Origin of the sequence: Halomonas denitrificans (assembly GCA_019800895.1) — a bacterium.
GTDB lineage: Bacteria > Pseudomonadota > Gammaproteobacteria > Xanthomonadales > Wenzhouxiangellaceae.
The window spans coordinates 100,704-112,441 of the sequence record JAHVKF010000001.1; the positions used below are offsets into that span (position 1 = coordinate 100,704).

Annotated in this window: 11 protein-coding genes; 8 read left to right on the forward strand and 3 right to left on the reverse strand. The window is 69.0% G+C overall.

All coding sequences use genetic code 11. The features are described from left to right. Positions 1-6: 6 nt before the first annotated feature. On the reverse strand, positions 7-1,950 hold the full coding sequence (locus KUV67_00435; GenBank protein ID MBY6203342.1) for a DEAD/DEAH box helicase: 1,944 nt from the start codon (positions 1,948-1,950) through the stop codon (positions 7-9). Between the two features lie 132 nt (positions 1,951-2,082). On the opposite strand from KUV67_00435, the gene KUV67_00440 reads away from it, so the two are divergent. The 7 genes from KUV67_00440 (at position 2,083) to KUV67_00470 (ending at position 9,614) form a co-directional block, all read left to right on the forward strand. Beyond that, positions 2,083-3,690, forward strand: coding sequence for a methylcrotonoyl-CoA carboxylase (locus KUV67_00440; GenBank protein MBY6203343.1), 1,608 nt, complete (start codon positions 2,083-2,085; stop codon positions 3,688-3,690). Between the two features lie 8 nt (positions 3,691-3,698). After that, the gene (locus KUV67_00445; protein ID MBY6203344.1) at positions 3,699-4,496 is read left to right on the forward strand and encodes an enoyl-CoA hydratase/isomerase family protein; all 798 of its coding nucleotides are present in this window, start codon (positions 3,699-3,701) and stop codon (positions 4,494-4,496) included. Position 4,497: 1 nt separating this feature from the next. Beyond that, a complete protein-coding gene (locus tag KUV67_00450; protein MBY6203345.1) occupies positions 4,498-6,489 on the forward strand; it encodes an ATP-grasp domain-containing protein in 1,992 nt (663 codons plus the stop codon). Positions 6,490-6,583: 94 nt separating this feature from the next. Further along, entirely contained in the window at positions 6,584-7,489 is a 906-nt protein-coding gene (locus tag KUV67_00455) for a hydroxymethylglutaryl-CoA lyase (GenBank protein MBY6203346.1), read from the forward strand. Positions 7,490-7,523: 34 nt separating this feature from the next. Then, positions 7,524-8,294 (forward strand): SDR family NAD(P)-dependent oxidoreductase, encoded by a 771-nt coding sequence (locus tag KUV67_00460; protein ID MBY6203347.1) that lies wholly within the window; start codon positions 7,524-7,526, stop codon positions 8,292-8,294. After that, complete coding sequence (locus KUV67_00465; GenBank protein ID MBY6203348.1) at positions 8,294-8,698, forward strand: hypothetical protein; 405 nt, start codon at positions 8,294-8,296, stop codon at positions 8,696-8,698. Before KUV67_00460 ends, KUV67_00465 begins: the two co-directional genes overlap by 1 nt. 88 nt (positions 8,699-8,786) lie before the next feature. Continuing rightward, on the forward strand, positions 8,787-9,614 hold the full coding sequence (locus KUV67_00470) for a mechanosensitive ion channel (GenBank protein ID MBY6203349.1): 828 nt from the start codon (positions 8,787-8,789) through the stop codon (positions 9,612-9,614). Positions 9,615-9,653: 39 nt separating this feature from the next. Here KUV67_00470 and KUV67_00475 read toward each other — a convergent pair whose 3' ends face one another. Next, positions 9,654-10,079 carry an MGMT family protein gene (locus tag KUV67_00475; protein ID MBY6203350.1) on the reverse strand — a complete coding sequence of 142 codons (426 nt, stop codon included), beginning with the start codon at positions 10,077-10,079 and terminating at the stop codon, positions 9,654-9,656. Next, the gene (locus KUV67_00480) at positions 9,994-10,758 is read right to left on the reverse strand and encodes an RNA methyltransferase (protein MBY6203351.1); all 765 of its coding nucleotides are present in this window, start codon (positions 10,756-10,758) and stop codon (positions 9,994-9,996) included. The genes KUV67_00475 and KUV67_00480 overlap by 86 nt, the downstream gene beginning before the upstream one ends. Before the next feature lie 124 nt (positions 10,759-10,882). Between KUV67_00480 and KUV67_00485 the strand changes: the two genes are divergently transcribed. After that, on the forward strand, positions 10,883-11,719 hold the full coding sequence (locus KUV67_00485) for an inositol monophosphatase (GenBank protein MBY6203352.1): 837 nt from the start codon (positions 10,883-10,885) through the stop codon (positions 11,717-11,719). Positions 11,720-11,738: the final 19 nt, after the last annotated feature.

The window sequence follows — 11,738 nt, forward strand, 5'->3', positions numbered from 1 at the left end:
CGGCGTTCACTTGGTCCGATGCTTCTTCTTCGACCCGCGGCTCGGCCGCTTCTTGCGGGATTCGAGCAGCGCCTTCCGCTCGGCGCGGGTCCGCGCCGGCCGCCGCGGCGGCTTGCCGCCGTCCTCGGTCCGGGACCGCCCCTTCGAACCTTCGCTGCGCCCGTCTTCCGGCCCGGATGCCGTGCCCGAGGACGGTGCGGCGCGGCGCGCCTGCGAGGTTCCCGGCGAGGTCTCTGCAGCGGGTCTCCCGGACCTCGACGACCCGTCCCGGCGTCGATCGCCTCCCCTTCGGTCCAGCGCGATGCGGAGAGCCTGGCCCGCCACGCGGACGGTACCGAGATGCTCGACCACTTGCGGATCGAGATCGGCGGGAAGATCGACGATGCTGAACGTCGGTTGGATGTCGATCCGGCCGATCCGGCTCGCGTCGAGCCCGGCCTCGTTCGCGATCGCACCGACGATGTTGCCCGGCTTGACCCCGTGCCGCGCCCCGACCTCGATCCGGTAGCCCACGAGGCCCTCGTCACGCGCCGGCTGTGCCGCCGGAGCGGGCCGTCCTCGTCGCGCGCCGGTGCGTTCCGGGCCACCGTCCGCCGGCGGTTCTTCGAAGCGGACCGATGGACGGTCGACGCCGAGTCGCGGCGCATCGCCGCGTGCGATCACCGCGAGCGCCGCGGCCAGGTCCTCGGGCGTCACGCCGAGGGCCTCGCGGGCCCGCGAGACGATCTCGCGTCCGGCTTCGAGGTCATCGCCCTCGAGCGCAGCCCGGATGCGCGCCTGGAAGCGCTCGGCCCGGCGGGCTTCGACATCGCCCACGGTCGGCAGGTCCATCGCCTCGATCGGCTGCCGCGTGGCCCGCTCGATCGCGCGCAGCATGCCGCGTTCGCGCGGCGCGGCGAACAGGATGGCCTCGCCGGACCGCCCGGCCCGGCCGGTCCGGCCGATCCGGTGCACGTAGGCTTCCGTGTCGTAGGGGATGTCGTAGTTGACCACGTGGCTGATCCGCTCCACGTCGAGCCCGCGGGCCGCCACGTCGGTGGCCGCGAGGATGTCGATCTCGCCCCGCTTCAGCCGTTCGACGATCCGTTCGCGCTGCTGCTGGGGCACGTCGCCGTTCAGCGCCGCCGCGGCGAAGCCGCGCGCCTCGAGGCGCTGGGCGAGCTGCTCGGTCGCGACCCGGGTCCGCGCGAACACGATCATCGCATCGAAGGTCTCGACCTCGAGGATGCGGGTCAGCGCGTCGAGCTTGTGCACGCCGCTGACGACCCAGTAGCGCTGCCGGATATTGGCCGCCGTGGTCGTGCTCGCGCGGATCGTGATGTGCTCGGCATCGCTCATGTGGCGCTCGGCGATCCGGCGGATCGCGTCGGGCATGGTTGCCGAGAACAGTGCCTTCTGGCAGCTGGCCGGGATCCGTTCCATGACGTCGCGGACGTCGTCGATGAACCCCATCCGCAGCATCTCGTCGGCTTCGTCGAGGACCAGGGTCTGCAGCTGATCGATCTGCAGCGTGCCCTTGCCCAGGTGATCCATGATCCGCCCGGGGGTACCGACCACGACATCGGCGCCCCGGCGCAGGCCCTTGAGCTGCGGCGCATAGGCCTGGCCGCCGTAGATCGGCAGGACGTGGAAGCCCGCCAGGCCGCGCGCATAGCTCTGGAAGGCCTCGGCCACCTGGATCGCCAGTTCCCGGGTCGGCGCCAGGACCAGCGCCGACGGACGGGACGACGCGGCGTCCAGCCGGGCCAGGATCGGCAGGGCGAACGCGGCGGTCTTGCCGGTCCCCGTCTGGGCCTGACCCAGCACGTCGCGGCCGGCCAGCAGGGCGGGGATCGTTGCCGCCTGGATCGGCGATGGCGCTTCGTAGCCCAGCTCGGCCAGGGTGGTCAGCAAGGGCGCGGGAAGCCCCAGGTCGTCGAAGCCCGGATCGGCTGCGTCGGAATCGGACATGCGGGAATCCACTGCGGAATTGCCAATGATAGCGGCTGTCGACGTCCTGCCGTCCAAGCCGCCCGGAATCGAAGGCGATCGAGCGGGTAAACTAGCGCGTTGTTCGCGTGTCCACTCCAAGGCAAGGAAAACATGCCCCGTATCGAATCGCAGGTCAATCGCAAGGACCCGGAGTTCGTCAGCCGGGCCGAGCATCATCGGGCACTGGCCGCCGACCTGCGCGAGCGGTTGGAACGCACCGCCCTCGGCGGCCCCGAACGCTCCCGTGAAAAGCACGTCGCACGCGGCAAGCTGCTGCCACGGGAACGCGTCCGGACCCTGCTCGACCCGGGCAGCCCCTTTCTCGAGGTTTCACCGATGGCGGCCAACGGTCTGTACGACGATGCGGCACCGGCCGCGGGCGTGGTCGCGGGCATCGGCCGCATCCGTGGAACGGAATGCATGGTCGTGGCCAACGACGCGACGGTCAAGGGCGGCACCTACTACCCGATGACGGTCAAGAAGCACCTGCGCGCGCAGGAAATCGCGCTGGAGAATGACCTGCCCTGCATCTACCTCGTCGATTCCGGCGGCGCCTTCCTGCCCCTGCAGGACGAAGTGTTTCCCGACAAGGAGCACTTCGGCCGGATCTTCTACAACCAGGCCCGGCTCTCGGCGGCCAACATCCCCCAGATCGCGGTCGTGATGGGCTCCTGCACGGCCGGTGGTGCCTATGTGCCCGCGATGTGCGACGAGGCGATCATCGTCCGGGAACAGGGCACGATCTTTCTCGGCGGGCCGCCGCTGGTCAAGGCGGCCACGGGCGAAGAGGTCGACGCCGAGACGCTCGGCGGCGCCGACGTCCACACCCGCCTGTCGGGCGTCGCCGATCATTTCGCCGAGAACGACACCCACGCGCTGGCCATGGCCCGGGACATCGTCGGCCACCTGAATCGGAAGCCGCCTGCCGCTCCGGCCCGGCGCGAAATCGAGGCGCCCGCCTACCCGGCCGACGACCTGTACGGCATCCTGCCCACCGATACCCGCTATCCCTTCGAGGTCCGGGAGATCATCGCCCGACTGGTCGACGGCTCCGAGTTCGGCGAGTTCAAGGCGCGCTACGGCACCACCCTGGTCTGCGGCTTCGCGCACATCCACGGCATGCCGGTCGGCATCGTGGCCAACAACGGCATCCTGTTTTCCGAGTCGGCCCTGAAGGGCGCGCACTTCATCGAACTCTGCAACCAGCGCGACATCCCGCTGGTCTTCCTCCAGAACATCACCGGTTTCATGGTCGGAAAGAAGTACGAGCAGTCCGGTATCGCTCGCGACGGGGCCAAGATGGTCACGGCTGTGGCGTGCTCGCATGTACCGAAGTTCACGGTGATCATCGGCGGCTCCTTCGGCGCCGGCAACTACGCAATGTGCGGACGGGCCTACGGCGCACGCTTCCTCTGGACCTGGCCGAACGCCCGGATCTCGGTCATGGGCGGCGAACAGGCCGCCAGCGTCCTGGCCACGGTGAAGCGCGACGGTCTCGAGCGCGCCGGAAAGGACTGGAGCGACGCCGAAGAGGAGGAGTTCAAGGCGCCGATCCGGGACCAGTACGAGCACCAGGGCCACCCCTACTACGCCACGGCGCGCCTCTGGGACGACGGGGTGATCGACCCGGCCGATACCCGGCGAGTCCTCGGCCTGGCGATCGCCGCATCGCTCAACGCGCCGATCGAGAAGGGACGCTTCGGCGTCTTCCGGATGTAGGGGATACCATGCTGAACTTCGCCATCGAAGACCATGGGGTCGCCACGCTGACGCTCGATCGACCCGACGTCCACAACGCCTTCAATGCCGAACTGATCGCCGCGCTGACGCAACACTTCGAACGCCTGGCCGAAACGCCACCCCGGGTGCTGGTCCTGGCCGGCGCCGGACGGTCCTTTTCCGCCGGGGCGGACCTCACCTGGATGCGCGGCATGGCCGAAGCCGGCGAAGAAGAGAACCGCGCCGACGCCGAGCGCCTGGCCGCCATGTTCCGGGCGCTCGACGCCCTGCCCTGCCCGGTAATCGCCCGCGTCCACGGACCGGCCTTCGGCGGCGGCGTGGGCCTCGTGGCCTGCTGCGACATGGCCATTGCGGCCGCCGACGCCCGCTTCGGTCTGACCGAGGTGCGCCTGGGGCTGATCCCGGCGACCATCGCGCCCTTCGTGCTGGCCCGGATCGGAACGACGGCGGCCCGCCGCTACTTCCTCACCGGGGAACGCTTCGACGCGACCGAAGCGCTTCGCATCGGCCTGATCGACGAAGTGGTCGACGCCGACCGGCTCGACGACGCACTCGCGGAACGCATCGATGCGCTCCTGGCCTCCGGCCCCAGGGCCATTGCCGAGTGCAAGGCGCTGATCCAGCGCGTGGCCGACTTCGAGGGCGGCCTGCAGGAGCTCGATGCGATCACCGCCGAGTGGATCGCACGAATTCGCGTCTCGGAGGAAGGCCAGACCGGCCTCCGAGCCTTTCTCGACAAGCAGCGGCCGGACTGGAGCCGGCGCGACCGGACCCCCGAGCCCTGACATGACCGAGTCCCCCCTGTTCTCGCGCATCCTGATCGCGAACCGAGGCGAGATCGCCTGCCGCATCATCGACACCTGCCGACGCCTCGGCATCGAGACCGTGGCCGTCCATTCCGAAGCCGATCGCGGCAGCCGCCATGTCCGGATGGCCGATCACGCGGTCGAAATCGGGCCGGCCGAGGCCTCCGCCTCCTACCTTCGCGCCGAGCGCGTGATCGAGGCGGCGAAGGCCAGCGGCGCCGAGGCGGTGCATCCGGGCTACGGCTTCCTGTCGGAAAACGCCGACTTCGCCCGCGCACTGGCCGACGCCGGGATCGCGCTGGTCGGACCGAGTCCCGAGACCATCGAAACGATGGGCTCCAAGGCCCGCGCCAAGACGCTGATGGACGAGGCCGGCGTCCCGCTGGTCCCCGGCTACCACGGCGACGATCAGTCCGACGGCACGCTGGCCGGAGAAGCCGAACGGGTCGGCTTTCCGCTGATGCTCAAGGCCGCGGCCGGCGGCGGCGGCAAGGGCATGCGCGTGGTGCGCTCGCGCGGGGAATTCGGCGACGCGCTCGGCGCGGCCCGGCGCGAAGCGGCCTCGGCCTTCGGCGACGAACGGATGATTCTCGAACGCTACGTCGAGCGCCCGCGGCACATCGAGGCGCAGGTGTTCGGCGACACGCACGGCAACGTGGTCCACCTGTTCGAGCGCGATTGCTCGAGCCAGCGCCGGCACCAGAAGGTCATCGAGGAAGCCCCCGCACCCGGCCTCGATCCGGAGCTTCGCGAAGAACTCCTGGCCGCGGCGGTCCGCGCCGCGGAAGCGGTCGACTACGTCGGCGCCGGGACGGTCGAATTCCTGGTCGATGACAAGGGCTTCTACTTCCTGGAGATGAACACGCGGCTCCAGGTCGAGCACCCGGTGACCGAAGCCGTGACCGGCCAGGACCTCGTCGAATGGCAACTGCGCGTCGCCGCCGGTCAGCCACTGCCCCTGTCGCAGGACGAGATCGAGTGCCGTGGCCACAGCATCGAGGCGAGGATCTACGCCGAAGATGCCGATCACGGCTTCCTGCCGGACTCGGGCACCGTCCGTGCGCTCGAGTGGCCGCGCGAGGACTGGGTCCGGGTCGACCGCGGGATCGACGCCGGCGACGCGGTCGGCGTCCATTACGACCCGATGATCGCCAAGCTGATCGTCACCGGCGACAATCGCACCGAGTGCCGGGCGCGCCTGCTGGAAGCGCTGTCGGCGACCCACATCGCCGGCCTGACGACCAACCTCGGCTTCCTGCAGCAGCTGGCAGCCAGCGATGCCTTCCGCGACTCGGCCATCGACACGGGACTTCTCGATCGCGACCTGGACGCACTGCTCGATCGCGAGGCCCGACCGCCGGGGACGGTGCTCGCCGCAGCCGCCCTGTCGTTCCTCGACGCAGCATCGCCGAACAGTAAAGAGACCCGGTCGTCGCCCTGGGAGGCGGCGGACGGATGGCGGCTCGGTGCGCCGGCACCGCTGTCCTTCGACCTGGAGATCGCCGACACCCGGGCGAACGTCCACTGCACCTGCCACGACGACGGCGCGGTGGTCATCGCTTTCGACGATCGCGAACTCCGGGTGCGCGCGGGGCGCGTCGAGAACGGTGCGCAATCGATCACCGTCGATGGCGGCTCCAGCCGGCTGCGGGTCCATGGCGATCGCGCGGTCCGGGAAATCGCCACCCGCTCGCGCCGCTGGACCGTGCGGCGTCACGACCGCTTCGAAGCCGTCGGCGGCGCGGGTCCGGGTTCCGGCCGCATCGTTGCCCCGATGCCCGGCAAGGTACTCGCGATCCGGGTCGCCGAGGGTGATTCCGTCGAGGTAGGCCAGACCGTGGCGCTGATGGAGGCCATGAAGATGGAGCTGTCGATCAAGGCCGAGGTCGGCGGGAGCGTGACCGCGATCTCGGTCGGCGAAGGCGACCTCGTCGAAGCCGACGCCGTCCTGCTCGAGATCGAGGCCGACTGAGCGGCGGCTCGGGCGGCCTGCGGAGCGGACCGGCGGCCGGGAGCGAACCTGTAGAATGGCGGGCTGTTGAACGCGCAACCGGGACGTCCTCCAGATGGCTGCAGATTCGGTCAAGATCGTTGAAGTCGGGCCGCGAGACGGGCTGCAGGACGAATCCCGCTACGTGCCGGTCGAGACCAAGCTGAAACTGATTCACAGACTGGCCGACTGCGGGATCCCCGTGGTCGAGGCAACCAGCTTCGTGCATCCGCGCTGGGTGCCGCAGCTGGCCGACGCGGACGAACTGATGGCCGGCCTCCAGCGTCGGGAAGGCGCTCGCTACCCCGTCCTCGTTCCGAACGAAAAAGGCTACGACCGCGCCCGTGCAGCCGGCGCCGACGAGGTCGCGGTGTTCTCGGCCGCCTCGGAAGCCTTCAATCAGCGCAACATCAACTGCAGCATCGACGAATCGTTCGAGCGCTTTCGACCGGTGCTCGAGCGGGCCCGCGCCGATGGCGTGCGCGTTCGCGGCTACATCTCCTGCGTGCTGGGCTGCCCCTACCAGGGCGAGGTTCCCATCTCCGATGTCGTTCGAGTCGCCGAGGCACTGATCGAAGCCGGCTGCGTCGAAATCTCGCTCGGCGACACGATCGGCGTGGGCACGGCGGGAAAGGCGCGTACGATGCTGAAGGCCGTGCTCGGATCGGTGCCGGCAGAGAAGCTCGCGGTGCACTACCACGACACCTACGGGCAGGCGATCGCCAACATCCTGGTCTCGCTGGAGCTCGGCCTGCGCACCGTGGATTCCTCGGTGGCCGGCATCGGCGGCTGCCCCTACGCTCGAGGCGCCACCGGCAACGTGGCCACCGAGGACGTGGTCTACCTGATCGAGGGCCTCGGCCTGGAAACGGGTGTCGACCTGGATGCGCTGGCCGGTGTCGGTCGCTGGATCGCCGGCACGCTGGGTCGCCAGGGCAGCCGAGCGGGCACCGCGATCTACAACAAGAACAATTCCGATTGACCCATACAATTCATACAGTTGAGGAGAGTTCCTGATGAAGTTTGAAGGCATCCGCGCGATCATCACCGGCGGCGTGTCCGGGCTGGGCTTCGGCGTTGCCGAACACTTCGTGGCCCACGGCGCGAAGGTCGCCCTGTTCGACGTCAACGAAGACGCTGCCGGCGACGCGCTCCGGACGCTCGGCGCGGACCGCGCGAGCTTCCGCAAGGTCGACGTCACGGACGAAGACGCGGTCGCCTCGGCCGTGACCGGAGCAGCCGACGAGATGGGCGGCCTGAACGTCACGGTCAACTGCGCCGGCATCCTCGGCGCCGGCCGCGTACTGGGACGCGAAGCCCCGATGCCGCTGGAACGGTTCCGGTCCACGGTCATGGTCAACCTGGTCGGCAGCTTCAACGTCGCCAAGGCCAGCGCCGATCGGATGCAGAAGAACGACCCGAACGAGGACGGCGAGCGCGGCGTGATCATCAATACGGCTTCCGTGGCGGCCTGGGAAGGCCAGATCGGCCAGGCGGCCTACTCGGCCTCCAAGGGTGGCGTGGTCGGCATGACCCTGCCGATGGCCAGGGAATTCACCCGCTTCGGCATCCGCGTGATGACGATCGCGCCGGGCGTGTTCCATACCCCGATGGTCGACACCATGCCCGAGGAGGTCCAGCAGGCGCTGGCCGACTCGGTGCCGTTCCCGAAGCGGCTCGGCAAGACCGAGGAATTCGCCTCGCTGTGCCGGACGATCGTCGAGAACGCCTACTTCAACGGCTCGGCGATCCGCCTCGACGGCGCGATCCGCCTGGAGCCGAAGTAATGGATACGTTTTCCGAAATCGCGGAGCACGTGGAAACCCACTTCAACGTGGTGCACAAGGAGAAGTTCGTGCTGGGCCTCGAGGTTCCCGTGTCGGAATCCCGCCGGCAGAGCGTGTTCCTGGCCGAGCTCAAGGACGACGACGATCGGCGGATCCTGCGCCTCGAAACCACCGTCTGCCCGCTCGGCGAACAGGATCCGGTCAAGGTGCTGCGCGTCAACCTGCTGCTTCGCGGCGGCTACCTGGCGATCGGCGACATGGAGGGCGTGCCCTTCCTGAAGCTGTGCGACAACCTGCAGGTCCGTCACCTCTCCGCGGCCGCGCTGAGCGATCGCATCAAGCGCCTGGCCAAGCTCGGTGACGAGATGGAGGAAACGCTGACCCACGGTCACGATTACTTCTGAACGACCGGCCTGCGCTAGGCTTCATCGCCATCGAACCCGAAACCCACGAACCATCGTGCCGATGCGAAGGCATGGAAGGGAGTAACCCATGGACGCCGTAATCGACTACCTCAGCAACCTGGACACCGCGACGCTCCTCGGCTGGGCCTGGAAGCTCGTCGCCGCGCTGCTGATCTTCTTCATCGGGCGCATCGTCGCCAAGCTGATCAGCGGCTTCCTCGCCAAGCTGATGCGCAAGCGCGGCATCGACGACATGCTGGCCAACTTCCTCAGCGTGGTGCTCTACGCCATCCTGCTCGTCGCCGTGATCATCGCCGCGATCTCGCAGCTCGGCATCCAGACCACGCCGCTGATCGCCGTACTGGGTGCGGCCGGCCTCGCCGTCGGTCTCGCGCTGCAGAATTCGCTGGGTAACCTCGCCGCGGGCGTGATGCTGGTGCTGTTCAGGCCGTTCACGAAAGGCGATTACGTCGAGGCCGGGGGGACGTCGGGCACGGTCACCGACGTCGGCCTGTTCCAGTCGGTGTTGAACACTCCGGACAACCGGAAGGTCATCGTGCCTAACGGCCAGATCACCAGCGACACCATCACGAATTATTCGGCCTACGACACCCGCCGCATCGACCTGATCATCGGCGTCGGTTACGGCGACGACTTGAAGGTCGCGCGCAGCACGATCGAGAAGGTCCTCGAGGCCCACGAGAAGGTACTGGACGACCCCGCGCCGGTCATCTGGGTAATGGAGCTCGGCGATTCCAGCGTCAATTTCGCCGTGCGTCCGTGGGTCAAGGCCGCCGACTACTGGGGCGTTCGAAGCGAGCTGCTCGAATCCCTGAAGGTCGAGCTCGAAGACGCCGGCTGCGAGATCCCGTTTCCGCAGCGCGACGTTCACCTGCACCAGGTGGAAGCCGACTGACGTCGGCCGTCCTGCGGGTCGCCCGGCGATCCGGAGCGCTCAGGAGGGGTCGCCCTGCGGCCCCCAGAGCATCCGGTCCAAAGCCCGTTCGGGGCTGTAGGCGTCGAGATCGATCTTTCCGTCGACGAACACCACCCCCTCGTCCTCCAGCCGCTGGCGCTGGAGTCGATAGGGCGCCGATCCCGGCTTGAAGCTGATCGCCCCCTGGGCGTTGACGACCCGGTGCCAGGGCAGCTCCAGGCGCTTCGGTGCACGGCCCAACGCGCGGCCGACCATTCGCGCGCGACCGGCGAGCCCGGCCAGCCGCGCGACTTCGCCGTAGTTCAATACCGAGCCGGAAGGAATGCCGGCAACCACCGCCCAGATTCGCTGGAAGCGGTCATCCGGTGCGTCGGTCGTCGTCGTGCGGGTCGGGGTCGAAGCCACGTGCACGTGCTGCGCTGAGGGTGCGCGAGAGCATACCATTGAGCATGTTCAGCTCGTCGTCATCGGGGCGCGCCCGCAGGAACACCCTGCGCAGCCGGCGATGCAGCGTCTCGTCCTGGCCGGGCGTGCTGAATCGGATGACCCGAAGCGTTTCCTCCAGACGCTGGAAGAACACCTCGAGGCGCTCGGCGGACGCCGGCGGGGCCGCGGGCCGAGCCGGGCGGGTCGGCGCCTCGCGCCCGGCCAGGTGGAACTCGTAGGCCAGGACCTGGACGGCCTGCGCAAGGTTCAACGAGGTGTAGTCGGGACCCGTGGGAATCTGGACCAGCGCGTTGCACCGGTCCATCGCCGAATTGTCGAGGCCCGAACGCTCGCAGCCGAACAGCACCGCGACCGGCCCGGGCTGCTGCAGCGCCTGGTGAGCCGATTCCCGTGGCTCGAGCAGGGGCTGGGCCACGTCGCGGGCGCGGTGGCTCGTCCCGACGACCCAGACACAATCCTCGAGCGCCTCGCCCAGCGAGCCGTGGACGCCGGCCCGGGCGAGGAGATCGTCGGCGCCGGCCGCGAGCGCGGTGGCCTCGGCGCTGGGGAAGGTCGCGGGCGACACCAGGCGCAGGTCGGACAGCCCCATGACCTTCATCGCCCGCGCCGCCGAGCCGATGTTGCCCGGGTGCGAGGTGCGCTCGAGAACGAAGCGGATGGGTGCGAGGCGGTCCATCCGCGCAGTCTAGCCGTTCGCGGCCGGGGCGATGCGCAGGGCGTACGGAGACTGCCCGATGGTTCGTCGGCCGGCTTCGGTCTGCTATCCTTGCCGGCTTGCCCTGGATCGAGAACGAGACCCGGTGACGAACCCGTTCCTGAACACCGCCATCGAAGCTGCCCACAAGGGCGGCGACCTGTTGATGAAGTACCGCGACCGGGTCGATTCCATCCCGGTCGAGCGCAAGGCGCGCGGCGACTATGCCAGCGAGATCGATCGCGCCTGCGAAGCGCTGATCCGGACCGAACTCAAGCGCCGCTACCCGGACCACGCGGTCGTCGGCGAGGAAGACGGCAAGTCCGGCGACAGCGAGCATGTCTGGCTGGTCGACCCGATCGACGGCACCAGCAACTACCTGCGGGGCATTCCGCACTACGCGATCTCGATCGCCCAGGTCGTCAAGGGGCGCGTCGAGCACGGCGTGGTCTACGATCCCGCCCGCGACGAGCTGTTCGCCGCCAGCCGCGGCCAGGGCGCGACCCTGAACAACCGCCGGATTCGCGTATCCGGTCGCAACGCCCTGTCCGGGGCGGTGCTCGGTGCCGCCTTCCCGTTCCGCTCGCGCCGCCTCATGCCGGCCTACATGGGCATGTTCGAAGCGCTGTTCGAGGAAGCCGAGGATGTCCGGCGCGCCGGTGCCGCATCGCTGGACCTGGCCTACGTCGCCTGCGGCCGCCTCGACGGCTATTGGGAACTCGCGCTCAAGCCCTGGGACATCGCCGCCGGCGCACTGTTGGTCCAGGAAGCCGGCGGGGTCGTCATGGACATCGCCGGCGGCGATCGCTGGCTCCAGTCGGGCCATGTCCTGGCGGCGCCGTTCAAGTTGATCACGCCCCTGCGCAAGGCGATCGAACCGCACCTGACCGAGTCGCTGATCGCCCGCACGCGCGGCGCGGATTCGTCCGACGCCCCGGCCTGATCGAGCGGTCGAGCGTCCT